This is a genomic window from Paenibacillus typhae (assembly GCF_900099765.1).
GTDB classification, from domain to species: Bacteria; Bacillota; Bacilli; order Paenibacillales; family Paenibacillaceae; genus Paenibacillus_AQ; species Paenibacillus_AQ typhae.
In genome coordinates this window covers 38163-62623 of record NZ_FNDX01000033.1, presented here as the reverse complement: position 1 = coordinate 62623, position 24461 = coordinate 38163, and the positions used below count along the sequence as shown (strand labels likewise).

Here is a 24461-nt window from a genome sequence, read left to right as displayed (position 1 = left end):
ACGAAAAGGCGCCGCTTATTCATGAACGAATTCCGCCCAAAACGCCGAATATGAACGCATATATTGAGTCTTTCCACAGCATTTTAGAGCGAGATGTATACAGTAAAATGTACTTTGAAACCTTTGAAGAAGCGTACGAGAGCGTTACCGAGTATATTCGTTTTTACAACGAGCGACGGTTTCATGGCAGTTTAAAACGATTGAGCCCCAACCAATACCATGCAGCGTGGAAAGCAGGCCAATTGGAGGAAGTAAAGATTTCACTTTAAGAAACTGCGAGAAACAGAGAATTTAAGAGAATGACTCCATAATTAAGGGGCCGAACCGTTTTTCCCCTTATTCTGGGCAAATTGCGGGCTAAGACGGCTCATTAAGGGGATTTTTCCCTTTATTCCTGGCAAACTGCGGGCTTGGGCGGCTCATTAAGGGAATTATTCCCTTTATTTCGGGCAAACTGTTGGCTGTGGCGGCTCATTAAGGGGATTTTTCCCTTTAAAGTGTGCTTTCGGCCACACGGGCTGAAAGCACAGGCATTTTTGCCTTTTATTTCACGCTTTTGGCTGCACGAGGCGAAATCAAAGGCACTTTTGCCTTTCATTTCGCGCTTTTGGCCCACTTGGGCTGAAATCAAAGGCATTTTTGCCCTTCATTTCGCACTTTTGGCCACTTGAGGCGAAATCAGAAGCATTTTTGCCTTCCATTTCAAAGTTTGACTAGCCCGCAGCAATCTCAAATTGGAAATGTCTGCGCAAAAGCAGCCGTTAAAAAAGGCGCCCTTATAGGGCGCCGGGATAAGTGGTAAGAACTGCGGTCTGCGGTCTGCGGTCTGCGGTCTGCGGTCTGCGGTCTGCGGTCTGCAGTTGCGCTCTGTGGTTGCGCTCTGTGGTTGCGATTCGCGTTCTGTACGAACTCCTCTACCACTTCCAATACTTCAGTTTCATGCTCCGCAGCTCATTCTCCCACCTACAGTTCTCACTCACAACTATTCATTCCTTGATCTCTACTCTCAATCTCTACTACTCATTCTTCTCTCCCTGATCTCTACACTTCAATCTCTACCACTCATTCTTCACTATTCACTCTTCACCCATCGCCCTTTACTATTCACTCTTTACTATCCACTCTTTACTCTTCCCCACTCCTCACTCAAAGCCCCGGCTCCTCATCTTTCTTAACTACTCCACCTTACATTACCTAAAGGAGTATCCCGCATACCTCTCCGCATTGCCGATACTTGTCCAGATGTCCGGGCTCTCGCCGCCGATATGCCAATAGGCGATGCCAGCCAGCTTTTGCCGGGCGGCAAGATTGAACTTGGCCGTCAGGGAGCGGCCCTCCTCCAGCCAGATGGTGTGCTTCAGCTGACCGGTATAGCTGACAACATACTGCCCGAGCGTGCTGTTCCAGACCGGCCGCAGACCATAGCTGCCGACGCGCTGATTCTGTTCGGCAAGGGACAGCTCAACGGAGGATGCCGGCACGGAGCCCTGCTTCAGCGTCCAGTCGCGTGTATACAGCGGCATAGCCAAAATCACCTTTGAAGCCGGCACCGCCTGCAGCAGCTTGCCCACCGCCTGCCGGACATAGGGCAGCGAAGCGTTCGATCCGGGAGTCGGACTCCCGGTGTAGTGCTCATCATAGCCCATCATCACCATGTAGTCGGCCTGTTTGCCAAGCGCTGCATAGTCAAAGGCCTCCGTCCAGTCTGTTCCGAGATCAGGCGATACATCTACCGAGAGTACAGCGCCGAGAGCATGCAGCTTGCCGGCCAGCTGCGTAACGAAGGCTGTCAACGCAGCTTTGTCAGCCGCAGCCACGTTCTCGAAATCGAGATTCAGGCCGTCCAGATCATATTTGCTGACAAGCGCCCCCAGTTGATTAACTGCCGCCGTTCGTGCCGCTGTACTGGACAGCAGCTGATGTGTAGCAGCCTGATCAAAGCGGTTGCCGACCAGCGGCCAGATCTTCTTGCCGTTATTCTTCGCCCAGGTAACCATCGATGCTACTGTTGAATCCGATACAACTCCGGTACTCCCTACAAAATACCAGCGTGGAGATAAGGTGTTCACATTCGACTGCAGTATGCTGTTCTGATACTGCGCCGCAGTCTGGCCATACTGCCAGCCCATTACGATCTGCGGTTTCTGACCGCCCCCAAGCTCAGCCACCCAATGCTGCTGCTGCAGCACCCGGTAGATAAGCACCGCCGTTTCCTGCCGTGTAATAGGAGCCGCAGGCCTGAAAGCGCCTGTCTGGTCGCCCTTCATTATGCCTAAACTGCTAACGGCAGCTACTGCACCGCCTGCCCAGGCGGCGATTGTGCCGCTGTCCCGGAAGACAGCCTGTACATCCGCTGCGTTCCCCGTCTGCTTAAACGCCCGGGCCAGTAGCGCGGCAGCCTCCTGCCGGGTGACCGGCTGCGCCGGGGCAAAGGTCCGCTCTGAGGTTCCGCCGGCCAACTCCAGCTGGACAGCCGCCTGGATCCAGCCATAATACCAGGCGTTCCTGCCCACATCGGTAAATGGTGAGATCGGACTGTTGACCGGTTCCAGCTTCAGCAGACGGCCCAGCATCGTAATGAGCTCCGCTCTGGATACCAGCCCCTGGGGCGAGAAGCTGTGCTCTGAGGTTCCGGTTATGATCTTCTTGTTATATAAGTCTATGATTTCATTTTTGGCATAGCTGCCTGCTATATCACCAAACGGCAGCTCAGCTTCTGCTGACGCGGCCGGGGTGTATGTAGTGTAAATAGCAGCGGCACACAAGACAGCGGCTGCTCCGGTTACAATTCTTCCCAAAATACTCTTCACGTTACTTCCAGACCCTCTCTCACTACCATTTTGCCGAGAGTATACCAGAGATAGAGTCTGTTATCACCGCTTAAATACTGGCAGAAAGATGAAGTCTCACCAGATTGCCCGGACGCCGGACCCGTCAGAAGTTTAATTCGAAACCCGCGTGGTTATGAATGGAATAGAGTATAAGATTCGGAGTGGAAGGACGGGATTAATGATGGAGCAGGCTATGATTATTGTGAATCCAACCTCCGGAAAGGAAGAAGGCGCAGGGTATGTCCAATTGGCCCTGGATATTCTGGAAGAGCAGGGATATGCGGTTACTGTGATGGAGACGCAGCGGGAGGGGGATGCTACCCTTTTCAGTACAGCTGCATGTGAGCAGGGTTACGGAATGGTGGTGTCGATCGGCGGGGATGGTACACTGCATGAGGTGATTAACGGGTTGAGCGGGGAGCCGGACTGTCCCAAGCTTGGGGTCATCCCGCTCGGAACGGTAAATGACTTTGCCCGGGCAATCGGGCTTTCCCTGGTTCCGGAAGAAGCCATCCGCACGCTTGCCTCCCCCGGTACCCGCGCAGTCGATGTCGGTCGGCTAAACGAGCGGCTGTTCATCAATGTGGTCGCCGCCGGGCCCATTGCCGAATCGGTATCGGCGGTAACCTCTGAGGATAAATCGCGGCTGGGCTCCCTGGCTTATTTCAAGGAGGGGCTGAAGGAGCTGACAGGGAACACGCCCAACCGCCTGACCATCACTCATGACGGTCAGGTATGGGAAGGGGATTCGCCGCTGTTTATTGCTGCCCTGACGAACTCGGTCGGGGGCTTTGAGCGGCTAGCTCCGGGCGCTGCTGTTGATGACGGCCTGATCCACTGCTTTGTCATCAAGGATCTGACAATTCTGAGTACCCTGTCGGTCAGCATTTCACTGCTGCTGGGCAACCTGAAGAATCACAAGGATGTAGAATACTTTACAGCCCGCAGCGTAACTGTAGAATCCGCTGCCCCGATGGGGACCAACGTTGACGGCGAGGAGGGGCCCGTGCTGCCGGTGCAGCTCAGCGTCCTGCCGCGCCATATCCGGGTCGTTGTGCCGAAGGAGGAACCCGGCTGACAGCCGGTTTTTTATCCCCCCCGACAGCTCCTAACCGGCTATTCGCCAGCCCGCCTACACCTGCTGCTGCAGCTTGCGGGCGTAGACCATCTGGCCGATATGATAGGCATTATGTGTAGCAGCATTGCTGATAATCTCCCACCATAGCGCGGGTTCCGGGAATCCGGCGACCTGCGCTTCCAGGCGATCCTCGGCAAGCAGCGTCTGCCAGCGCAGCAGAACATCCAGCAGCCCACTCTTCAGCTCATCAAACGAAGCATTCTCCGGCAGAATAAAGCTGTTATTGTTATCGCCTATAGGCGGTACGGCATCCACCCGGCCGGCCTCATAACGGGTCTGCCAGGTCTTATTCCAATACAGCAGATGCTGCGTCAGCTCGGCAATACTGTTCAGACCGGCACCCGGCTTCCAGAACGCCTCCTCCTCCGTAACTCCCTCTACTGCCTGCATGAACGGCAGATGCCAGCTCGGATCATTGGCACCTGCCAGCAGCTGGTTGGCTAATACTTCTCTCGCATGAATCATTCTATTCACTCCCTGGTCTATACTGATTGAGCTTGCCCTGATAAATCAGTTCCAGCCGTGTGCTCTGACGGAAATCATCCGGCGTAACGAGCGCCGGCAGCTTATTCCACAGCTTGATGCCGGAACGGTCGAGAATTTCTGCAACGAACTGTGAGCAGAAGTATGAGTTGCTGAATTCCACCGGTTCCTTCAGGGCAATGCCGATCACGCCCAGAATGTTATACAGGTATTTCTGCCGGCTGCGGATGAAAATGTGCAGCACCCGCTTCATTTTCTCCACTTCCCGCTCTGTAACCTTCAGCTCATAGATCACACAGGTCGTATTCGGATATTTACTGAACGTCCCCGTATGCAGATCCTCCTTCACAAACCCGCCGTTTAAGGGATTACTGGGATGCTTTCTGCCAAAGCTGTACATCTCCGACAGGTCACGGGTAAATGAGATGGACGCATGGTTATACGGAGCCCTGGTGTAGCCCTGAATGAGCCTGGTGAACAGCGTTCCGGTATTCGTAAGCAAAATAAAGACCGATTGATTACCTTCCATTTACAAATTTTCCCCTTATCATGTTCGGACATTTCCTTCATAATAACATATGATTCCTTTAATGGAATCCTATCCTGAAACAGGCTGGTGATCGGCTCTTGAACAGCTCTTTATTCACGCTACTCCTTATTACGGCCGGCCTTTCGGCCATTCATCTGATCTATCTCGCCGTCAGCAGGCTTCAGAAGGACAAGGATTATACCGGTATCGGCTTCCGCATCAAAACCTGGTGGGGCATGCTGTTTATTTTCTGCCTGGCCACACTGTTCAATGCAGTGGTGTCCCTGCTGTCGCTGATGGTGCTGTGCTTCTTCTCGCTTAAAGAATATTTCTCTATGATCCGTACGCGCAAGGCTGACCGCAGGCTGTTCCTGTGGGCTTATCTGGCGATTCCGCTGCAGTTCTACTGGATCTATATCGAGTGGTACGGGATGTTCATCGTCTTTATTCCGGTCTACGTCTTCCTGCTGCTGCCGCTCCCCCGGCTGCTGAACAAGGGGACGCTCGGCTTTCTGCGCAGTGTCAGCTCCACCCAGTGGGGGATGATGCTGATGGTATTCGGGCTCAGCCATCTGGCCTATTTCCAGTTCTCCACTCCGGAATACGGGGCGGGGCTGGTGCTCTTCCTGGTGGTGCTCACCCAGCTGAACGATGTGGCCCACTATCTGGGGTCGCTTTATTTCGGCAAGCATAAGGTCGTACCGACCGCCAACCCGCATTTGACCTGGGAAGGCTTTGTCTGCGGATTTGTGGCCACAACCGCCGTATCCTATCTCATCTATCCGTACCTGACCCCGCTCACTCCGCTGTTCGGTCTGCTGTCAGGGGTGCTGATCAGCCTGAGCGGCTATTTCGGCAGCCTGACTGTCTCTGTACTGAAGCGTGACCTGCTAATCGGGGATGATGACAAATTCGCCGCCCTGCAAAAAAGCTATCTGAGCCGGGTCGACAGCCTGGCGTACACCTCGCCGATCTTTTTCCATGTGATCCGGTATTTCTTTGATTTCATGTAGCTGGCCGTGCGATAGGCATCCCTTAAGAGGGGTGTCTATTTTTCTGTAAAAAAGAATTCCATACCCGCAGGGTTTGGCAAAGGACCTTCGTCTATTACGGTGGGAAGGGGGAGAGGACTCATTGATGAGGAACGTTTGATCAAGCAGATTTTACAGGGCGACCACGCCAAGTTCCGCTGTCTTATCGACAGTTACGGGCGGCATATCTACCAGGTTACCTATTCTGTGCTTCACCAGGCTCAGGATGCCGAGGATGCTGCCCAGGAAGCTTTTGTCCAAATTTATAAGTCTCTCCCCCAGTACCGTTCAGAAGGATTCAAAACATGGATCACCCGCATCGCCCTGCATAAAGCAATCGATATCAAACGCAAGCTGGAGCGCCGGAAGGCGGAGGTTAATAACAGCGAAGATGTAATCCTGCAGACCGCCGACCATCAGGCAGACGTTGTCCGCCAGCTGCTGAAGAAGGAGGAGAAGGAGCTTTTGCGGCAAAATATTTTGTCCCTCCCCCATCAGCACCGTGATATAATCGTTGATTTCTACTTAAAAGAAGAAAATTATGAGCAGATTGCCCTGAAGTCGCAGATCTCGGTAAGAACGGTGGAGTCGAGGCTGTACAGGGCACGGCAATGGATCAGAACACACTGGAAGGAGGCGCCGCGGGATGAATAAACCTGACCAGCAGGATTGGATACGTTACGTACAGGGAGAGATGACCGGGCCGGAGCGCGAACAGATGGACAGACTGCTTCTGGAAGATCCTGAAGCGCTTCACTCCTATATGACTGCTCTGGAGCATTGCACGGTACCGGAGCTGCCTGACGGAGAGGCCTTTGCCGGACAAATTATGGGCCGGATTACGCCTTATCCATCTGCAGCAGAGCCCGCAACCAGGCAGGCAGGCGGCCGGCTGTACAAGATACTGGGCAACCAATGGGTACATTACATCGCGGCGGCCTGTATAACGATGCTGTTTATCTCCGCCGGGGTATTTGACCGGATCGCTCCGGGTAATCTGGATGCCGGCGCCGGAATTAAGCAACCTTACAGCGAGAAAATGGTCCAAAAAGCAACCGGGTGGCTCGAAAACATCAAGCCTGCCCTCCATAAACCATAAGAAATGAAAGGACTGAACGCCAATGCCGCAGCAGCGCAGCAAGATGCTGGCTTTTCTGCTTAACATGATTCCTGGCCTTGGGCACTATTATTACGGAAGCCGGCTGAAGGGGTTTATTTACGGTTTTATCTTTTTTGGAAGCCTGGGCGTCGCCTTTCTTGCCCTCGTTGCGGGAAATAATGAGGGATTTGCCGCCTTGTGTCTTTTAGCAGCAGCCGTTCTCTGGTTCATCAGCATGTTCGGTATGGTAATCAGACTGATCCGGGAACCGGATTATCCGCCATACTACCAGCATTATCCCCACCCGCAGGGTCAAATGCCCGGCAGCCCTGAAGGGCCGCTGGAACAGCCTGCATATGGATACCCGCCGCAGGAGGGATATGGATATCCGCCGCAGCAAAATATGGAGCCGCGCCGGGAGAGCGAGCGGTTCTACACCATCCTCCTCTCTTTTGTTCCGGGTCTTGGCCATCTGCATTTAGGCCTGCTGCAGCGCGGGTTATCGTTCCTGATCGGGTTCTTCGGCCTTGGCATTATGCTCGTATTTGTAGCAGGCATTACCGGGCAGGAGACGTTTCTGGTCTTTCTGCTCCTGCTGCCGGTATTGTGGCTGTACTGCATGTTCGATGCAGCCCAGCATGTGAACCGCAAGCAGGCCGGCGAGCTCTTGGAGGACAAGACGATCTTCGAGCAGCTTGAGCACGGCAGAAGCACCGGCAAAAAAAGCAAGGTGATCGCTACCCTGCTGGCAGCCTTCCCCGGAGCCGGACATATGTATCTGGGGCTGCAAAAAAGAGGCCTCCAGCTGATGCTCATCTTCCTCGGAAGCATCTATATTCTGGATTTGCTGAATCTTTCGCTGTTCCTGTTCTTTATTCCGATTGCCTGGTTTTACAGCTTTTTTGACGGGATGCAGCAGGCCAGCAAATACGGCAGGGAGCCTCTCTATGACAGGCCGGTCATTGAAGGCTGGACCCGGTATCAGGGCTGGATCGGCGGCGCTCTCCTGTTCCTGGGCGTGTATTACCTGTTCATCCGGATTGTTGTTCCGGAGCTGGACTTTAACTACGGCTACTATATTGCCCGGATTCAATCCTATATGAACACTGTCGTTGTGGCTCTGCTGATGATTGGAGGGGGCATCCGGCTGCTAACGAATTCACGGAAAAAGAACACCGAAGCGGAAAAGTTCCTCAGAGCGCTGGAGCGAGAACCCAAGTAGAAACAGTACACGGCAAAACAGCACGTTTCCCCGCTAAGGGGGAACGTGCTGTTTTGCTGTTCAGTGATCTATTGTCAGGCTTTAATTGCCGCTCTTACATCTGAGTCTCACTATCCGTTCCGGATTGCGTTGTCCCGCCGGTCCCGGCAGACGGAGCGCCAGTCGGCGGAGTTCCGGTCGGCGGAGTGCCGCCAGCGGTGCCGCGGTCAGGTCTAGTACCGCCGCCGAAGCCGCCTTGGCCGCGGCCGCCGCCCATGCCGCCCATACCCTGGGTTGCTTCGGTAACACCGGATTCATTCAGCCAGGTCACGCTGCTGGAGAGGTCGAAGCTTACAACTTCTGTGCCGCCGCTGTAAGTACCGTCTGTATACACTCCGTCAACTGTGGTGCCTGTCGAGCTGCCGCCGGTGGAGAGGGTATATGAGCCGCCTTCTTTCAGGTCAGGCGAGCTGATTACAACCGAGCGGTAGCTCTTCGACGGAGCAAAGGTGGCAATGGTGTTGCCGTCCTTATCCTTCAGGTTTACCAGCTGTCCGGCTTCCTGCGAATCCGTAAAGGTCATGGCGATGGAGTATTGGCTGGAAGCATCGCCAGGTGCCTGAAGCATACCCGCGCTTCCTGCCACAACCAGATATCCGCCGGAGATTTCGAAGGAACCGTCATAATCGAGGGCGCCGTTGCCGTCATTGGTCGGGCCGTAGACGGTAACGGTACCGCCGCTCATTGTGATTGAGCCGTTAGAATCAAGACCGTCACCAGAAGCATCTACAGTCAGTGTGCCGCCGGTAATAGTCAGCAGGTTGCTGCCGGAGCTTGCGAACTGATCCTGGCCGCCATTAGTATCATTGCCGCCCGCTACGTTGACGCCGTCGTCGGAGGCTACCACATCAATGTCACCGCCGGAGATGGTAATATTGCCTCCTTCAATCCCTTCATAGCTCTTGGTGATGTTCACGGTGCCGCCGGAGATCGCTGTCAGGCTGTCGGCGTGAATGCCGTCATCGCCTGCTGTAATCTCGAATTCGCCATCCGTAATTGATACGTTGCTGTTGCTGTGTACTGCATCATCTGCGGAGTCAATCGTGAAGCTGCCTCCGTTAACGGTAAGGTCACCGCCTGATTTCAGGCCCTTCATACTGGCCGATTCTGTTTCGGCAGTGGCTGCAGTATCCGTGGATGCCGCAGCACTGTTGTCTGCTGGTGCCGGTGCTGTAGTCCCTTCTGCTGACTCAGCTGTAGCGCCTGCCACTGCGTCAGTATCCGGCATTTCCGGCGGCGCAGCCTGCGTACCGTCACCAGACGGAGCCTGTCCGCGCATTCCGCCGCCCATGCCGCCTCCGCCAAAGCCGCCTCCACCGAAGCCGCCTTCATCGCCTGTCTTCACTTCAGCGTTGGCACTGCCTCCACCGGTGACCAGGTTATACGTACCTCCGTCGATGACAAGGGAGGTTTCACCTTGAATGCCGTCATTTGCTGCCTTGATGTCAAAGGTTCCTCCGGAGATCGCTATGAAGCCCTTCTCGGTATCTTCATCATTAGTCGACTTGATGCCGTCGCCCTCTGCTGTAATGGTAATGCTGCCGTCCTGCACAGCTACCAGATCTTTACCGACCAGGCCGTCATCTGCAGCCTGTACTTCAATGGTGCCGGAGACGATTTTCAGATCATCTTTACTTGTAATACCGTCGTTAAAGTTGCCGTTAACCTTCAGCGTCCCGGTTCCGTTAATGGTCAGATCCGCCTTGCTGTAAATCGCTGCACTCGGCTCATCCGTAGCTGCATCCGGGTACACATATTTTGCGGCATCGGTTACGGTGTTCACCGTACCGTCTTCCAGCGTCATGATTACCTTGCCGGCTTCCTTAATGTAGACTGGCGCACTGCTGCTGTTCGTGAGCTCTGCCCCGTTCAGCACAAGATGCACGCTGCTGTCATCCTGCACATCGATGATGATCTGCCCGTCACTCAGGGTGCCGCTCAGCACATAAGTTCCTCCAGCCGAAATTGTGACAGTGTTACCGGAAGCAGCCGCGCCGGTTCCAGTCACAGTGGCACTGTCTCCGCTTAACGCAATCGTTGTGGCGCTGTCAGCGCTCCAGGCTGCGGCCACATCTTCTTCATCAAAGCTGACGAGGTCCGCCGCCTTCACACTTGCCAGCTGGACATTTGCTGCAGCCCCGCTGGTAGCAGCTGCAGTAGTCACTGCTGCTGCACCGGCTGACGAAGAGGTAGAGGCATTGCTGGTTGTGCTGCAGGCTGACATGACGGCTGCGAGCAGCAGAATCAGCCCCGCTTTGCTTGCCATTATAAATTTACTCATATCGGATCCATCCTTTCAGTTTCCGGTTTAGTATTCTGTCGTAGTAGGGCACATCGTAAGCGACAGATCCAGATTGCCGTTCCGGGTGCGGATGGCATCCAGGAATTCCTTCTGGCTCGTGTGCTCATTAAGAGTAACGTTATACACCAGCTCATAGAGGCTGCCGAGCTCGGTGGTTCTGATCTTTTTCAGCTCATAAGCGACATTGAACTTGTTGAATACTTCGGCAAAAGCTTCTTCATAGCCCAGATTTTCCGGGATGGTTACCTTCAGCGTTTTTTGCGCTGATTTTCTTACGCCAAAACCGGTGCGGTTTAGGATTACCATGATGATGCAGAGAATAATGGTGAACAGGACTGCGTAAGCATAAGCGCCGACGCCGCAGGCTAGGCCCGATGCCATAGTGAACAGGACAAAGGTGATGTCCTTAGGATCGCCGGGCGCACTTCTGAAGCGGATAATCGAGAACGCTCCGGCCAGACTGAAGGCTCTGGCAACGTTGCTGCCGATGAGGAGAATGATGATGGCTACAATAACAGGCAGCAGTACCATGGTGAGCGTGAAGCTTTGCGAATAGCCGGCCGGGCTTGTTTTCATATAAGTGAAGCTGATCAGCGCACCCAGCGCCAGGGAGATCAGGATCGTCAGAACCGCGTTGCCAAAGGTTAAAGCCGTACTGTCAGAGACGGCGGTGAAGATGGAATCAAGCATACAGGACACTCTCGCTTTCTACTTTGCTGTTTCTCAGCATTTTTTTATATTCGTTGCCGTATTTGGAGAAGCTGGTGCGGTACATCTGATGCTCGGAGAGCATTTTGGACAGCCAGACCGGAATCGTCTTCTCGGCTTTGACCTCCATCAGCCACTGGCCCGGTTCCATCAGCAGCTCGCCGTGTGTGCCGTGCTCCATTCTGAGATCATACCGCCGGCTTCTGATATTCGTATCAAAGGTGATGCGCAGATCGCGGTTATTTTTGCAGAACAGGGCTTTGCGGTCATAGGACAGGTACACCATCGGCTTCAGATCGTAGCAGCTCAGGAAGTATTTGATTTCCTCAACCACCTGCTTGTTCATGTAGTCCTTGTACTCAGGCGGGATACCTGTGCGGACAAAATCGTAGGCTTCGTGCAGCTTGAGCGAGGTTCTTCTTTTATTGACTAGGCCGAAGACCTTCTTCTTGATTTCCAGGTAGACCCTGGAATCTCCATTCGGAACACCGTAAGCCCGGAGGCGCAGCTTCTCTTTGTATTTCGGCTTGGACAGGCTGTTGCGGATCAGCGTATTGCTCGTTGTGTCGTAGTACAGATTAGTAATGGAATAGAACTCATGCTGTTTGTTGTAATCGTCCGGTTCCATATATTCGAGCAGTTCGTTATAGAGCTTCAGGTAGGCTGCATGATCGAACAGGTATTTGTTTTCGTAGCGGTTAAAAACCTCGATAGCCATTGGGATCAAATCCTTTCTTGAATAGAGTGTTTCGTGTGTCTCGTTTGCCTATGAATGTATCTTAGTTGGCGAACCTTTAATGAATCTTAAATGGAATTTACACTGCGTTTATTTTTTTACACCGGCTTTACAAAGGGCTTCTGCGGGCTTAGAGAACCACCCGTACATAGTAGAAGCTTAAAAATCCCGCCTCCGCAGTTAAGGTTGATTAAAGGTAATCTTGCTATAATGACGTAAGTTACAAGACAGACATTAAGCTAAACTGGGGATGATAGACCTATGAGAATATTAATTGTGGAAGATGAGGTGCATCTGGCCGAGGCCGTGACCCAAATCCTGAAAAAGCATAACTATTCCGCAGACGCCGTACATGACGGCAGAACCGGGTTTGATTACGCGCTGAGCGGAATCTATGATCTGCTCCTGCTCGACATCATGATGCCGGAGATGGACGGGATCAGCCTGCTGCGGGCCTTGCGCAAAAAAGGCATCCCGACCCCCGTCATCTTCCTGACGGCCAAAGGGGATACCACCGATATGGTGACCGGGCTCGACTACGGGGCTGACGACTATATCGCCAAGCCCTTCTCCTCGGAGGAGCTGCTGGCGAGAATCCGCGCGGTACTACGCCGCAAAGGCGAGGTGCTGCCGGATGATGCGCTGAAATACGGGGATCTGGAGCTGAATACGACGAACCTGAAGCTGATGGTGGGCGGCAAGGAAATGAAGCTGAATCTGAAGGAGAGCGAGCTGCTGGAGCTGCTGATGGTCCGCAAGCAGTCCGTCACCTCGAAGGAGCAGATTATTGAGAAGCTCTGGGGCTTTGATTCTGAGGCCGAGCATAACAATGTGGAGGTCTATATCTCTTTTCTGCGCAAAAAGCTTACGTTTCTCGGGGCCTCCACACGCATCAGCACGATCCGTAATGTGGGTTATGTATTAGAGGTGAATGCCTGATGTTCAAAAAGCTCAGAAACCGCTTCCTGATTGTCAATCTGGTGACGATCTCCGTGATGATGCTGGTCGCCTTTGCCACCATATATATCATCAACTACCTGAATGTCCAGAATGACATCCGCATGGATCTTCAGCGGATTACCGAGGCCTTCCAGAAGCCGGGCAGCGGCGAGCACCGCGGCGGAGGTATTGGCGGCGCGCCGGACGGCGGCACAGACACTGGAACGCAGCGCCAGGATATTGGCGGCGGCAGCTTCGGGAGAATGGGCGGCAGTCCGCCGCCGGAGCGTTCAATTTCCTTCATGATCGAGACGGATAACGACTGGAAGCAGACTGGTACGCCTGTCTCACAGCTCAGCATGGACGATGAATTCTATGCACAGGCTTTGCAGAAGGCCATTGATATGAATAAGACAACCGGAAGATTCGAGCTGGACGGCAGTCTCTGGGCCTTTGAAACCAAACCCGCTGCTGACGGGCATATGCTTGTCTTCCTGGACATTACCTCCCGGCAGAAGATTCTCACGAACCTGATCTACATCTTCACCGTTGTCGGTGTGGTGATGCTGGTTATCCTTTATTTTACCAGCCGCTACTTTGCGAACCGCTCCATCAAGCCGGTACAGGAAGCCTTCGACAAGCAGAAGCAGTTCATCGCCGATGCCTCGCATGAGCTGAAGACGCCGCTCGCCATTATTAATACAAATACCGATGTGCTGCTGTCGAATCCCGAAGATACTATTCTTGAGCAGTCCAAGTGGCTGCACTATATCAAATCGGAGACGGAGCGGATGGCCAAGCTGACAAATGATTTGCTCTATCTGACCGAAATGGATGATTCCCGCACCGGGATGATCCATGCCCCCTTCAACATCAGCGAAGCGGTAGAAAATATCATCCTGACGATGGAGGCCGTCATTTTCGAAAAGAATGTGGCGCTGGAGTATGATATCGAGCCTAATCTGAGCGTAAACGGCAACAGTGAGCAGATCAAGCAGGTCGTTATGATCCTGCTGGACAATGCCGTCAAGTACACCGGGCCGAAGGGCGAAATCACCCTGACTCTGCGCAGGCAGCATAACGATGTGCTGCTGTCTGTCACCAATACCGGTGAAGGCATCGCCCCTGAGCATCTGAACCGGATCTTTGACCGGTTCTACCGTACCGATACCTCCCGCGCCCGCAAGCAGGGCGGCTACGGGCTTGGCCTCGCGATCGCGAAGTCGATCGTCGAGCAGCAGCATAAGGGTAAGCTGTATGCCAAAAGCACGGTCGGGGAGTCCACTACGTTCTATGTACAGCTGTCGTAATTAAATCGAATTTTAAATAAACGGCTGAAACCAGGCCGGGGCTGCCTCCGTATCAGAGTTATTACCGATAAGGAGGAGATTCACAGCATGTCCATGTTCAAAAGAATGCTCGCAAGCGCCGGGATTGGCGCCGCTGAAGTCAACCTCATGCTTCATCAGGATGTAGTAAAAGCCGGGGATACGCTTAGCGGAGTTGTCCGCATCCAGGGGGGCCGTGTGGATCAGAAGGTGGACGATGTATATGCCTTCGTCAAGACCCGCTACGTGAAGGAGCATAACGATTCCAAGAGCCATGTAGAGGCGACCATTGCCAAGTTCCTGCTGGCTTCCGGTTTCACCGTGGAGGCGGAGAAGGTCTATGAGTTCCCTGTATCCTTCCAGCTCCCGTCCGTTACTCCCGTGACCATGGGCAAAACTCCCGTATGGATTCATACCGGGCTGGATATTAAGGAAGCCCTCGATCCGAAGGACGAGGACTACCTCCAGGTGCTGCCTCATCCGCATTCGGCGGTTGTTCTGGATGCTGCAGCCCAGCTCGGCTTCCGGCTCCGCGAGGTCAGCTGTGAATACGCTCCTCATTACGGCAAAAGAAACGGGCTCCCCTTCGTTCAGGAGTTTGAATTCCTGCCTTCCAGCCAGTTCCGCGGCCGTCTGGATGAGCTGGAAATCATGTTGTACCCGGATGAGCAGGGCGTTGAGCTGCTGCTGCAGATTGACCGTAGGGCCCGCGGCTTATCCGGCCTGCTGGCAGAAGCGCTTGATGCCGACGAGAAATTTGTAAGACTCCGCTTTGACCAGAGTCATCTGGCATCTGGAACGGAATACATTGCGGGCCAGCTGCTCGCAACGATCAGCAAATACGCATAACTTGCCTCTATACAAGAAACCGGCTGGACGGATTACTAACCGTCCAGCCGGTTTTTGTGTACAGGGCAGCCGTTCTCATGAATCCGGTAACCGCTCTGTAGTTAGCCTGCATTAACCTTGGGCTTAACCGGCACCAGCAGATCAAGCTGCATGCACTGCTCAAGCTCCTCATTACTGAGCAGATAACGGTTAAGGTAGTTCAGATGCTCTTCAAGCAGACCGCCCATGCAGGCCGGGTCGCCCGGATTCAGCTCATACTCCCCGTGGCTCTTCACCCACTTATACAGCCAGCCCCATTCCTCGAAATTGCCCATAGGGATCATGTGCGCAGCATAGAGGCCTCCGGGAAACTCTTTTTTCACAAATGGCTCCGGCAATTCCAGATCTGCAGGGATCGTTACCCAGCGCTCGTAGCCGTGGTCAGAGCCATCCGGCTTCTCTCCGTTCGGATGATTGAAGCCGTAATGCCGCAGGTCCGGCTTCAGCCGGGCCAGATCAGTCCGGATCATAAACCGGCGCAGCTCCGTACCCGTATCAGCCTCCGGCGAACCTCCTACACAGTGGATGGAGGCCACCGTCGCAGGGGGCAAATAGACAATCCTCACATCCTTCAGCTGGGATAACTGATCTCCGGCAGCGTTCAAATCACTCATACCTGTTTCCTCCTTAAGGCTGAATTTAGCAGAAGGAAGGGATTCAATGATTTGCAGAACAGACTTATCGGCCAATAATTGAAGGCCTATAGCGGCTTCAGCTGATCCTTTAAGCGCCTCAAGCAGTTCATCCAGAACCGCCCTTATTGTAGATAGGGCTGTTATCTCCTGGGTCAGCGTCATCACTTTGTCCTGAAATACGGAGATGGCTGCCCTGGCGTCTTCACTCTGCAGAATGACCTGAATGTCCTTAAGCGGTATCCGCAGCTTCCGAAGCAGCAGAATCTGCTCCAGCCGTCTAAGCGAATCTTCATCATAGGTCCTGTACGCGTAACCGTCCCTCCTGACACTGGTCAGCAGCCCGATCTGCTCATAATATCTGAGCGTTCTGGTGGATACATTGAAGCTTCTGGTTACCGCAGTTATCGTCTGTAAATTCATGGAATCCTCCTTTCGCTTTCAGCTTAAGGTACGACGCGGCGTCAGAGTCAAGCGTGCAGCAGTTCCTTCAAATAGCCGCTTAACGCCCGGGCTGCCTGCTCATGGGCCGATATTCCCGGATGGCTTCGAGCGCCGGCACTTTCCGGTGTCATGTTAGGCAGCTGGAATACAGAGACCCTGGTGTCCCCTGATTTACGGATATAACTGTCAACGGCACGGCTGATGGCCGGCAGCATCGGAACGCCCAGCATTCCGTAAGCCCAGACCAGATAGGCCTGCGGATTGCAGGATCTCAGCATTACAAGGAACGCTTCTGCAGCCGCCTCAAAAGCCTGCAGATCCTCCTCATTGAAGGAGCCGTCTTCGTTCAGCCGCTGCTTGCGGGACCTGCCGCTGACCGGATCGTTCCAGTCCGGCGAATAAAAGGCGCCGCCGTCGTTGGTGCCCAGATTAACCACAACTGCATCCGGCTCCCAGGCTTTAAAATCATTGTCCTGCAGTGCTCCGAGCGCTTCATTGCGCTCGCCGCCCAGCAGGCCGCATACCTGCCCGTAATAAAGGGGGATATTCTTCCCGGGATTGTTATCCCAGCTTGTCAGCACCCCCCAGCCGCTCTGGGAGATGACACGGTAGTCCGCATCCAGCTCCCTGGCTGTCATGGCGGTATAATTCACGGCAGCACTGAACCACATGGGAATCCAGTCTTCCTCGGACTGGGCGCCGATCACGCCCTCGCCTGAGGTGATGCTGTCCCCGATGAACTCGAGCTTAAGCGGCTTATCCGCTACCGGCAGAAACTCCCCGTCATACTTAACTCCGTGTATCTGCAGCAGACAGCCCGGGTCATCACTCATCGCCTGCAGCTCCTTCATGATCTTCACGTTCTTCACGGCCTGCTCATTCATGCCTCTGAAGACACAGATCCAGTGTCTGCCTGCGGTTACCATCTGTCTGCTGACAGGGGAACCGTTAATGACGATGCTGATCCACGGCTCATGCTGGTCATAGTCGGCTTCAGCCTCAATCCACACCTCCGAACCCCTGATATTGAATTCAAGTGCGCTGCCTGTCCAGAACAGCGTCAGGGGAGCCAGGCTCCCGTTTGTTCTGCCGTGAACCTTGAGATGTGCAACCTCTGGCAGGGCTGCGGCTTGCAGTCTCCCGTTCTCTTTCATCCTCTCGTTCCTCCCGGCTTTCTCCCAAGATCAACTTATCCTTGCTTGATTGGTGCCGCCAGCACAATCTGGCCTCTAGGCGCTTCGCCGCCGTCATCCGGCTCGAGTGTGATAGCAACAGTATCGTACTCCTGCGGCTCAAAGGTATAATACAGCGCCCCGTTACCGCCCTGTGATACGAAGGTGCCCGCATTCTGCGGAACATCGCCTTTGATCAGCCATACCTGATAAACTTCTGTTCCTGTAAGCTCCGGCAGACCTTCGGCCTGCACAACGAGATGTGTGCCGCTGTTGTCCGCGATGATGGTAGCCAGGCCCTTGACCGCAGACTCCACTGCCGCCGGACTAAGCACAACCGACTCATTCACCTTGATTCCCTGAAGCGGTCCGGAGCTGACGGCCACCTGGTGCTGCAGCTGATCGACATCCTGGCGCAGCTGGCTTGTATAGATGAGCAATACTACGACTGCTGCAGCAAGCCCGGCGCTAAGATAACGCAGGATCGGCTTCTTTTGGGGTGCCGGCACGGCCCTGACCGTATATTCAGGCTCCTCCCGAACCGGCTTGGGTGCTTCACCCGCAGGCTTCTGAACCTGCTGAACCGGAGCATCTGCTTCCAATACCCGGGACAGAATGCGCTTCTTCATCTCTGCCGGCGGCTCAGCAGGCTCGGAGGCAAGAGGGAGCAGCTCAATTACCCGGCGGTATTCTTTTACCAGTTTCTCACATTCAGGGCATTCCTGTAAATGAACGCCGAACTGCTCCATTTCATCGTCCTGCAGTGCGCCAAGCGCATACAATTCAGCCCATTCACACAAGTCTTTATTCTCTTCAGTCATGAGCCTGATCCCTCCTTCCCCAATGGATTAACCGTTTCTGCAGCTGCCTCATAGCCAGCCTTACCCTGCTCTTAACTGTGCCCAGCGGAACAGCTACGTGATAGGCCACCTCCTGCTGTGTTAGGCCCTGATAATAGATTAGGTCCATCACCTGCTGCTGGTCTCTGCTCAGCTCCTGCAATGCTTCTCTTACCTGTTCTCCTGCCAGCAGCATTTCAACCATATCCTCCGTCATCGCCCCGGTATCGCGGAGCTGCTGCAATTCCTCCGCATCAGCAGACTGCTGCGGAGGCCGTGTACTCTTCTTGCGCAGCTGGTCAATCGCAATATTCCGTGTAACCGTAAACATCCACGTTGACAGCTTGCCCTTAGCGGAGTCATACTGCTCCGGGTTCTTCCAGATCCGCATAAATAATTCCTGCATCACTTCCTCCGCCGCCATTGAATCCTTCACAATCCGGTATGCGAAGCTGTACACCATCTGCTCATACCGGTCGTAGAGCTTTTCGAGGGCATCCGGGTCCTTCTGCCTGATCTGCTGCATTAATTGTACGTCGTCAGCGACTTCGTTCAACTGTTACCCCCCATTTCCCCAGCGTAGTTGGATGAATTAATATTTAAAATTTAATTTATAAAAAGTGATCCAACTTCTGAATACTTACGTTCCACTGAGTATAACCGCTTTTGATTAGCGGCTCAACTTTGGATGAAGGAGTGAACTGAAATGAAAAAGCTGCAAAGTAAGCTTGCCGTCCTGATGCTCTGCCTGAGTTTATTTGTACCGGTACTGGCAAGCGCCCATGAAGTGGATACGAAGGGTGCCGCACCAGATTTGCAGGCGGCTCTCGGTGAGCTGCTGGGTGAGCATGCCCTGCTGGCTGTCATAGCAATGCAGAAAGGCTACGACGGTGCTGCAGATTTCAATAATGCCGCGGCCGCACTCGGCAAAAACACAGATGACCTCTCAGCCGCCATCGCCTCGGTCTACGGCAGTGCCGCCGGCGAAGCATTCAAGCCCATATGGTCCTCCCATATCGGATATTTTGTTGACTATGTGAAAGCGACCGCTGCCAAAGACGAGGCCGGACGCCAGAAGGCCGTTGCTGAGCTTGACGCTTACCGGATGAAGCAGGCGGAGTTCTTCCACAATGCCAATCCGGCGTATTTTGAAACGGCTGCCCTTGCAGACGGGCTGAACATGCATATTAACCATCTGCTGGACGCCTTCAACAGCTATGTAAATAAAGATTATACAGCTGCATACAAGGATACACGGACTGCGTACGCCCCATATGTTCATGACAGCCAAAGCACTGGCCTCCGGCATCCAGGCCCAGTTCCCTGCCAAATTCCCTGCCGCAACAACGTCTTCGCCGGGAATTGATCTGCGCGCGGGACTTGGACAGCTGCTGGGTGAGCACGCTGCCCTGGCCGCGCTTGCCATGCAAAAAGGCATCGACGGCGCCCCGGACTTCACTGCTGCAGCGGCTGCCCTGAACAGCAATACGGATGATCTGTCTGCAGCCATTGCCTCCGTATACGGCACAGCAGCCGGCGATGCATTTAAGCCAATCTGGTCTTCCCATATCGGATATTTTGTCGATTATGTAAAAGCCACTGCCGCTAAAGACGAAGCCGGACGCCAGAATGCTGTTGCCGAGCTTGAGGATTACCGCATGAAGCAGGCGGAGTTCTTCCATAGCGCCAATCCGGCCTATTTTGAAACGGCAGCAATCGCAGAAGGCCTGAAAATGCATATCGGCCACCTGCTGGACACCTTCAACAGCTATGTAAATAAGGATTACACCAATGCTTATAGCTTCGAGCGCACGGCCTATTCCCATATGTTCATGACAGCAAGCGAGCTGACTGGCGGCATTGTCGCCCAGTTCCCGGACAAGTTCCATGGCAAGACTGACGCTGCCCCTGAAATGACAACCATTTCAATGAAGAAAGGCAGTACTGCCGTAACGGTTAACGGGACTACAAGCCAGATGGACGTTACTCCGGTCATGAAGGACGGCAGCACCTTCATCCCGCTCCGTTACCTCGGTGAGGCCATTGGTGTCGATATTACCTGGGATAACACCAAGAAAACGCTCTGGATCAAGGACCGAGACAACACCGCCGTCTTCCGGGCCGGACAGTCTTACATGGAGCTGAACGGGGAGCGCAAGAACATCGGGGCTCCGGTCTTCCTGGACAGCGGCCGCGTGCAGGTTCCCGTCCGTTTCATTGCCGAGCTGCTCGGCTGGGATGTGAAATGGCTGCCTGGTGACGGCACCATTACATTGACCAAAGCAATGGACGCAACAATGGTTCATAGCCATTAATGGATTGACGCTGGTAAAAGAAAGGCCATCCCTCACAGGATGGCCTTTGTGCTGCTTCTATAGCTACTTATTTCACCAGATAAAAACTAGTAGTTCTCCCCGCGGTAATACCGCTCCAGCTTATGCTCCAGATGGATGAGCTGCGCCTTCTTTTTCTCGATATCATCCAGCAGCACCTGCTTCTGCTCCTCAATCATCCGGGTTCTCTCCGGCAGAGTGGATGTCCCGGCCTTAACCATATCGTAGTACCTCTTGATTTCTTCAATACTCATCCCTGTTTCCCGCAGACATTTCAGGAACTCCAGCCAGCCAATGTCCTCTTCACTGTACAGACGGTTATTCTGCTCATTGCGGACCGCCGGCTCAAGAAGCCCCTTACGCTCATAAAAGCGGATTGCCCCGATATTCAGCCCTACCGTTTTAGCAATCTGTCCTATCGTAAACATTTTTCCTGCCTCCCGAAAATTCACTGTTGACCTACACTTAGTGTAGCATATTAAGCTTCAGATTATAGACCGATATCATTGAACAGAAAGAAGGATAACGACGATGAAAATAGCGTTTGTAACAGGTGCCAACAAAGGAATCGGACTGGAAACAGCGAGACAGTTGGGTGCAGCCGGATGGAAGGTAGTACTCGGATCACGCAGCACAGAACGGGGGGAGGCAGCAGTTGCCGAATTAACCGGCCAGGGGCTGGATGTGGAGCTTGTGCAGCTGGATATGACGAATCCGGACAGCATCGCACAGGCCGCCGCCACAATTCAAGCCCGCTACGCTGATCTTACTCTGCTGATCAACAATGCCGGTATGCCCGGCGCTTTCTCCAGCTCCTTCAGTACTACCCGTGAGGAGGATCTGCGGCAGGCTTTTGAGGTGAATTTCTTCGGTACGTTCCGGTTAAACCAGCAGCTTCTTCCGCTTATCAGGCAGAATGAAGGGACCATAATTAATGTCTCGACCGACATGGCCTCTCTGCACTTCATGCAGCATACGGAATATCCGCTGAACTGCTTCGACTATAATGCCTCCAAAACAGCGAGCAACGCGATGACCACAGCTATGGCTATAGAACTCAGGGACAGCCGCGCCCAGGTCTTTGCAGTCACCCCCGGATTTACGAAGACGGACCTGAACCACAACGCGGAAGGCGGCCAGTCCAAGGAAGCGGGAGCAGCCATTATTGTCGGCTACGCCACAGACGGCAAGCGGCATAACGGGGAGTTTCTGGATGTGAACGGGATCTGCGCCTGGTAAAATCATATACATTGCTGAAAGCCCGGGAAAGCTTCTGCTTTTCCGGGCTTTGTATTGCCTGAGGATTCTGTGCATAAACAAACATACCATTTTCTCAGCTTCTGCTAAAATAATGAAAATCGCTTTTCTGATTATCTGCGCATTCAATCTGATAAAGGAGTCACCACATTATGTCTATTAAAGCAGTGCTATTTGATTTTGACGGAACGCTGGCTGACACGCTGCCCTTGTCATTCACGGCTTTCCGCACGGTGTTTAAACAATACGAGGACAGGGATGTAACGAACGAAGAGCTGGTGGCCATGTTCGGCCCGACCGAAGAGGAGATTATCGAAGCTAACTTCACTAATAAAGCCGCTGCTCTGCAGGCCGTTCAGGATTATTTCTCGATCTATGAAACGGGCCATAATGGGGAGTCGGTCGGGAACACCGAGATTGCCCGTCTGCTCCAGCTGCTGAAAGACCGCGGGATCAGGATGGCTGTTATCACCGGCAAAGGGCAGCGGGCATACCGGATCTCCTCCAAGGCACTGCAGATGGAGGACTTCTGCGAGTTTGCCATTACGGGGGATGATGTGGCGCAGCCGAAACCTCACCCGGAAGGCATCTGCCGCGCCCTGGAGATTCTCGGCATCAGCCCCGCCGAGGCTGTGTTTGTCGGTGACAGCAATGCGGATATCCTGGCAGGCAAAGCTGCCGGACTGCGTACCTATGCGGTGCGCTGGCTGTCGGCTTTTCAGAGTCAGACCTATGATGTTGAGCCGGATGGCGTTTTCAGCAGTGTGGCTGAATTGGTGGAGCTGCTGGAGCAGGATCGCCTGTAATGTTGCCGTGGTGAGCTCGCGGTTGTTTATCTTGAGAAAAAAGCAAAATCCGGCCGCTTTATGTAGAATCATAAGGCGCTGCTAATCTCGGCTTTGCTCGCAATACCACTTTGTTTAGCGAACCGGCACCACCTTTGTCACCCGTGCAGGGAGTCGCTCCTGAGGAGCGAATAGGTATATCACCAAATACCCAAGCGGAGGAATGGAAAATGGAAATGTTTAAAACAAAGGAAGCTGCAGAGCAATTGTCCGTCAGCCAGACCACGATCAAACGCTGGGCCGCGATGTTCCCTGCCAGCTTTCCCAAGGACCGGTTCGGTCATTATATTTTTACCACGCAGGAAGTCAGCCTGCTTAAATCTATTAAAGAACGGCTTGAACAGGGCGAGTCGCTGGACAGCATCACGCTGGCCGAGAATAAGCCGCAGGCAGAGCCGATGCCTATTACCCGGGCTTTACCCGTAACGGAGCCGCCTTTGCAAGAAGTATGGTCCCGGCTAGGCCGTATTGAGCGTTCACTCGACCAGAAGGCCGACGAGGTGGTCTCCGTACAGCTGCTTCAGCAGCGCCAGGAGCTTGAGGATCTGCGCCGGATGATCCAGCAGCTGGCCGTATCCATTGAGAGCATCCAGCAGCCGCGGCTTCAGGCAGCCGCCGCCTATGAGGAGATGCATCCCCTTGCCGCTATGAAGCTCAAAACCCCGCCCAAGAAGCGCGGGCTGCTGCGCACTTTTTTCTCGCTGTAGACTGAACAAGCCTGGGTCCGGTATGGCCATTACCGGGCTCAGGCTGGTATTTTCAAGCGTTCAACCTTGTCTCACCGTGGCTTATCCGCCATATCTTAGACCCCGCGCTGCAGCCGCTCCTGCCAATCCAGCCATCGGCGTTCCTCCCAGCCCGGCCAGATTTGTTTTATCTCCGTTAACAGCCACTCACCCGCTATCGTAATTGAATTTTCATGGGAAGCGTAGATGACCCAATCCATTTCGGCAGAAAACCAGTAGCCCTCGCCGTTGATTGTGTAGACAGGGTTAAACCCTTCTGTATCAAGCTGATACTCCGGTGAATGATCGAACTCCCGCAGCTCAAAAACCCGATCTATCCCGTGAGCACTTAATATTGCCTTTAGTGCCTCAAAGCCAACCTCTTCTTCAAAATAGTCCTCCATAAAGGCTTCGGTATCCGCCGGCTTGGCATCAGTAAGCGGGTACCAGAAATCACTGATGCCCCACCTCCCCCTCAGGTCCTCCCACAGCAAGGTCCGCTCTACCCCTGACAAGGTTCGCCGGTAAGGCAGCGGAGATACGTGGACTATCCCTGCAGCAGCTTTTTTATCCAGATAATCAGCTAACGCTTGCCGCTCAGCCGCTGCGGTCTGCTGAAAGATTCCCTCTTTATTCTCGGTAAACAGGCTATGCGCGTTCCAGACAGCCGCCAGAATCTTATTGTGCGCTTCTTCCTCAGCTGCAAATTCTGTCCCGTCAGACTTTTCAATCTCAGCAAGGATCGCATCCAGCACTAAATAACGGGGGAAAAGCTCCTCTGCCTCTACCGTATAACCCCCGTCTTCCGTCCTGTCCCTGCCGGCATTCATCAGCCGTGAATATTTTCGGCCCCAATACCGGGACATAATCATGCAGTAACGCCTTGCAAGGGTGTGAAGCTGTTCTGCCTGATTCATAGTGCACATCCTTTTTATATATAT

At 53.7% G+C, this 24461-nt stretch carries 26 protein-coding genes; 14 read left to right on the top strand and 12 right to left on the bottom strand.

Annotated elements, in window-relative coordinates; translation table 11 throughout:
* Positions 1-269: integrase core domain-containing protein (locus BLR64_RS21615; protein ID WP_139171965.1), on the top strand; the 269-nt coding region annotated here is incomplete at its 5' end.
* 921 nt (positions 270-1190) lie between these two features.
* Here the strand turns inward: BLR64_RS21615 and BLR64_RS21610 are convergent.
* Complete coding sequence (locus tag BLR64_RS21610) at positions 1191-2810, bottom strand: S-layer homology domain-containing protein (RefSeq protein ID WP_244157806.1); 1620 nt, start codon at positions 2808-2810, stop codon at positions 1191-1193.
* Positions 2811-3009: 199 nt separating this feature from the next.
* On the opposite strand from BLR64_RS21610, the gene BLR64_RS21605 reads away from it, so the two are divergent.
* Entirely contained in the window at positions 3010-3909 is a 900-nt protein-coding gene (locus BLR64_RS21605; protein WP_341833395.1) for a diacylglycerol/lipid kinase family protein, read from the top strand.
* A gap of 54 nt (positions 3910-3963) precedes the next feature.
* Here the strand turns inward: BLR64_RS21605 and BLR64_RS21600 are convergent, their stop codons facing one another.
* On the bottom strand, positions 3964-4434 hold the full coding sequence (locus BLR64_RS21600) for a DinB family protein (protein WP_090717345.1): 471 nt from the start codon (positions 4432-4434) through the stop codon (positions 3964-3966).
* Position 4435: 1 nt separating this feature from the next.
* Positions 4436-4981 carry a hypothetical protein gene (locus BLR64_RS21595; RefSeq protein ID WP_090717342.1) on the bottom strand — a complete coding sequence of 182 codons (546 nt, stop codon included), beginning with the start codon at positions 4979-4981 and terminating at the stop codon, positions 4436-4438.
* A gap of 98 nt (positions 4982-5079) precedes the next feature.
* Between BLR64_RS21595 and BLR64_RS21590 the strand changes: the two genes are divergently transcribed.
* The 4 genes from BLR64_RS21590 (at position 5080) to BLR64_RS21575 (ending at position 8333) form a co-directional block, all read left to right on the top strand.
* The gene (locus BLR64_RS21590; RefSeq protein ID WP_090717340.1) at positions 5080-5994 is read left to right on the top strand and encodes a phosphatidate cytidylyltransferase; all 915 of its coding nucleotides are present in this window, start codon (positions 5080-5082) and stop codon (positions 5992-5994) included.
* A 135-nt stretch (positions 5995-6129) separates the two neighbouring features.
* A complete protein-coding gene (locus BLR64_RS21585; RefSeq protein WP_090717337.1) occupies positions 6130-6666 on the top strand; it encodes an RNA polymerase sigma factor in 537 nt (178 codons plus the stop codon).
* Complete coding sequence (locus BLR64_RS21580) at positions 6659-7111, top strand: hypothetical protein (RefSeq protein WP_090717334.1); 453 nt, start codon at positions 6659-6661, stop codon at positions 7109-7111. The genes BLR64_RS21585 and BLR64_RS21580 overlap by 8 nt, the downstream gene beginning before the upstream one ends.
* 22 nt (positions 7112-7133) lie before the next feature.
* Positions 7134-8333 carry a hypothetical protein gene (locus BLR64_RS21575; protein ID WP_090717332.1) on the top strand — a complete coding sequence of 400 codons (1200 nt, stop codon included), beginning with the start codon at positions 7134-7136 and terminating at the stop codon, positions 8331-8333.
* A gap of 94 nt (positions 8334-8427) precedes the next feature.
* On the opposite strand, the gene BLR64_RS21570 is transcribed toward BLR64_RS21575, so the two are convergent.
* The 3 genes from BLR64_RS21570 to BLR64_RS21560 are packed head-to-tail and all read right to left on the bottom strand — an operon-like array spanning position 8428 to position 12100.
* A complete protein-coding gene (locus tag BLR64_RS21570; RefSeq protein ID WP_090717329.1) occupies positions 8428-10653 on the bottom strand; it encodes a carbohydrate-binding domain-containing protein in 2226 nt (741 codons plus the stop codon).
* Positions 10654-10680: 27 nt separating this feature from the next.
* Positions 10681-11364 carry a DUF4956 domain-containing protein gene (locus tag BLR64_RS21565; protein ID WP_090717326.1) on the bottom strand — a complete coding sequence of 228 codons (684 nt, stop codon included), beginning with the start codon at positions 11362-11364 and terminating at the stop codon, positions 10681-10683.
* Positions 11357-12100 (bottom strand): polyphosphate polymerase domain-containing protein, encoded by a 744-nt coding sequence (locus BLR64_RS21560; RefSeq protein ID WP_090717324.1) that lies wholly within the window; start codon positions 12098-12100, stop codon positions 11357-11359. The genes BLR64_RS21565 and BLR64_RS21560 overlap by 8 nt, the downstream gene beginning before the upstream one ends.
* Positions 12101-12379: 279 nt before the next feature.
* Between BLR64_RS21560 and BLR64_RS21555 the strand changes: the two genes are divergently transcribed.
* The 3 genes from BLR64_RS21555 (at position 12380) to BLR64_RS21545 (ending at position 15234) form a co-directional block, all read left to right on the top strand.
* Positions 12380-13057, top strand: a complete 678-nt coding sequence (locus BLR64_RS21555) for a response regulator transcription factor (RefSeq protein ID WP_090717321.1) — start codon at positions 12380-12382, stop codon at positions 13055-13057.
* Positions 13057-14367, top strand: coding sequence for a sensor histidine kinase (locus BLR64_RS21550; RefSeq protein WP_090717319.1), 1311 nt, complete (start codon positions 13057-13059; stop codon positions 14365-14367). Before BLR64_RS21555 ends, BLR64_RS21550 begins: the two co-directional genes overlap by 1 nt.
* A gap of 87 nt (positions 14368-14454) precedes the next feature.
* Entirely contained in the window at positions 14455-15234 is a 780-nt protein-coding gene (locus BLR64_RS21545; RefSeq protein ID WP_090717316.1) for a sporulation protein, read from the top strand.
* 101 nt (positions 15235-15335) lie between these two features.
* Here BLR64_RS21545 and BLR64_RS21540 read toward each other — a convergent pair whose 3' ends face one another.
* From BLR64_RS21540 to BLR64_RS21525, 4 genes are read right to left on the bottom strand one after another with little or no spacing between them, the layout of a single operon-like run.
* Positions 15336-16328, bottom strand: a complete 993-nt coding sequence (locus BLR64_RS21540; protein WP_090717314.1) for a MerR family transcriptional regulator — start codon at positions 16326-16328, stop codon at positions 15336-15338.
* Between the two features lie 47 nt (positions 16329-16375).
* Positions 16376-17503, bottom strand: a complete 1128-nt coding sequence (locus BLR64_RS21535; protein WP_090717311.1) for an SGNH/GDSL hydrolase family protein — start codon at positions 17501-17503, stop codon at positions 16376-16378.
* 35 nt (positions 17504-17538) lie between these two features.
* A complete protein-coding gene (locus tag BLR64_RS21530; protein ID WP_090717308.1) occupies positions 17539-18342 on the bottom strand; it encodes an anti-sigma factor in 804 nt (267 codons plus the stop codon).
* Positions 18335-18916, bottom strand: a complete 582-nt coding sequence (locus BLR64_RS21525) for an RNA polymerase sigma factor (RefSeq protein WP_244157805.1) — start codon at positions 18914-18916, stop codon at positions 18335-18337. Before BLR64_RS21525 ends, BLR64_RS21530 begins: the two co-directional genes overlap by 8 nt.
* Positions 18917-19066: 150 nt before the next feature.
* Between BLR64_RS21525 and BLR64_RS30885 the strand changes: the two genes are divergently transcribed.
* Together BLR64_RS30885 and BLR64_RS30880 are read left to right on the top strand one after the other, a co-directional pair.
* Entirely contained in the window at positions 19067-19726 is a 660-nt protein-coding gene (locus tag BLR64_RS30885; protein ID WP_244157804.1) for a hypothetical protein, read from the top strand.
* Entirely contained in the window at positions 19635-20675 is a 1041-nt protein-coding gene (locus BLR64_RS30880; RefSeq protein ID WP_244157803.1) for a copper amine oxidase N-terminal domain-containing protein, read from the top strand. Before BLR64_RS30885 ends, BLR64_RS30880 begins: the two co-directional genes overlap by 92 nt.
* A gap of 86 nt (positions 20676-20761) precedes the next feature.
* On the opposite strand, the gene BLR64_RS21515 is transcribed toward BLR64_RS30880, so the two are convergent.
* Complete coding sequence (locus tag BLR64_RS21515) at positions 20762-21121, bottom strand: MerR family transcriptional regulator (RefSeq protein WP_090717306.1); 360 nt, start codon at positions 21119-21121, stop codon at positions 20762-20764.
* 103 nt (positions 21122-21224) lie between these two features.
* Between BLR64_RS21515 and BLR64_RS21510 the strand changes: the two genes are divergently transcribed.
* From BLR64_RS21510 to BLR64_RS21500, 3 genes are all read left to right on the top strand, one after another.
* Positions 21225-21932, top strand: a complete 708-nt coding sequence (locus tag BLR64_RS21510; RefSeq protein WP_090717303.1) for an SDR family NAD(P)-dependent oxidoreductase — start codon at positions 21225-21227, stop codon at positions 21930-21932.
* 170 nt (positions 21933-22102) lie between these two features.
* A complete protein-coding gene (locus BLR64_RS21505; RefSeq protein WP_090717301.1) occupies positions 22103-22756 on the top strand; it encodes an HAD family hydrolase in 654 nt (217 codons plus the stop codon).
* Positions 22757-22965: 209 nt separating this feature from the next.
* A complete protein-coding gene (locus BLR64_RS21500) occupies positions 22966-23502 on the top strand; it encodes a MerR family transcriptional regulator (protein ID WP_090717298.1) in 537 nt (178 codons plus the stop codon).
* A 95-nt stretch (positions 23503-23597) separates the two neighbouring features.
* Here BLR64_RS21500 and BLR64_RS21495 read toward each other — a convergent pair whose 3' ends face one another.
* Positions 23598-24437, bottom strand: a complete 840-nt coding sequence (locus BLR64_RS21495) for a hypothetical protein (protein WP_090717296.1) — start codon at positions 24435-24437, stop codon at positions 23598-23600.
* Between the last annotated feature and the right edge of the window lie 24 nt (positions 24438-24461).

Bases quoted from the DNA above. Each gene is read 5' to 3' on its own strand.
- BLR64_RS21510 (WP_090717303.1), top strand. From the start codon at position 21,225: ATGAAAATAGCGTTTGTAACAGGTGCCAACAAAGGAATCGGACTGGAA.
- BLR64_RS21555 (WP_090717321.1), top strand. From the start codon at position 12,380: ATGAGAATATTAATTGTGGAAGATGAGGTGCATCTGGCCGAGGCCGTG.
- BLR64_RS21500 (WP_090717298.1), top strand. From the start codon at position 22,966: ATGGAAATGTTTAAAACAAAGGAAGCTGCAGAGCAATTGTCCGTCAGC.
- BLR64_RS30880 (WP_244157803.1), top strand. From the start codon at position 19,635: ATGTTCATGACAGCCAAAGCACTGGCCTCCGGCATCCAGGCCCAGTTC.
- BLR64_RS21530 (WP_090717308.1), bottom strand. From the start codon at position 18,342: ATGACTGAAGAGAATAAAGACTTGTGTGAATGGGCTGAATTGTATGCG.
- BLR64_RS21515 (WP_090717306.1), bottom strand. From the start codon at position 21,121: ATGTTTACGATAGGACAGATTGCTAAAACGGTAGGGCTGAATATCGGG.
- BLR64_RS21560 (WP_090717324.1), bottom strand. From the start codon at position 12,100: ATGGCTATCGAGGTTTTTAACCGCTACGAAAACAAATACCTGTTCGAT.
- BLR64_RS21505 (WP_090717301.1), top strand. From the start codon at position 22,103: ATGTCTATTAAAGCAGTGCTATTTGATTTTGACGGAACGCTGGCTGAC.
- BLR64_RS21565 (WP_090717326.1), bottom strand. From the start codon at position 11,364: ATGCTTGATTCCATCTTCACCGCCGTCTCTGACAGTACGGCTTTAACC.
- BLR64_RS21535 (WP_090717311.1), bottom strand. From the start codon at position 17,503: ATGAAAGAGAACGGGAGACTGCAAGCCGCAGCCCTGCCAGAGGTTGCA.
- BLR64_RS30885 (WP_244157804.1), top strand. From the start codon at position 19,067: ATGAAAAAGCTGCAAAGTAAGCTTGCCGTCCTGATGCTCTGCCTGAGT.
- BLR64_RS21550 (WP_090717319.1), top strand. From the start codon at position 13,057: ATGTTCAAAAAGCTCAGAAACCGCTTCCTGATTGTCAATCTGGTGACG.
- BLR64_RS21545 (WP_090717316.1), top strand. From the start codon at position 14,455: ATGTCCATGTTCAAAAGAATGCTCGCAAGCGCCGGGATTGGCGCCGCT.
- BLR64_RS21600 (WP_090717345.1), bottom strand. From the start codon at position 4,434: ATGATTCATGCGAGAGAAGTATTAGCCAACCAGCTGCTGGCAGGTGCC.
- BLR64_RS21540 (WP_090717314.1), bottom strand. From the start codon at position 16,328: ATGAATTTACAGACGATAACTGCGGTAACCAGAAGCTTCAATGTATCC.
- BLR64_RS21605 (WP_341833395.1), top strand. From the start codon at position 3,010: ATGATGGAGCAGGCTATGATTATTGTGAATCCAACCTCCGGAAAGGAA.
- BLR64_RS21495 (WP_090717296.1), bottom strand. From the start codon at position 24,437: ATGAATCAGGCAGAACAGCTTCACACCCTTGCAAGGCGTTACTGCATG.
- BLR64_RS21580 (WP_090717334.1), top strand. From the start codon at position 6,659: ATGAATAAACCTGACCAGCAGGATTGGATACGTTACGTACAGGGAGAG.
- BLR64_RS21570 (WP_090717329.1), bottom strand. From the start codon at position 10,653: ATGAGTAAATTTATAATGGCAAGCAAAGCGGGGCTGATTCTGCTGCTC.
- BLR64_RS21595 (WP_090717342.1), bottom strand. From the start codon at position 4,981: ATGGAAGGTAATCAATCGGTCTTTATTTTGCTTACGAATACCGGAACG.
- BLR64_RS21575 (WP_090717332.1), top strand. From the start codon at position 7,134: ATGCCGCAGCAGCGCAGCAAGATGCTGGCTTTTCTGCTTAACATGATT.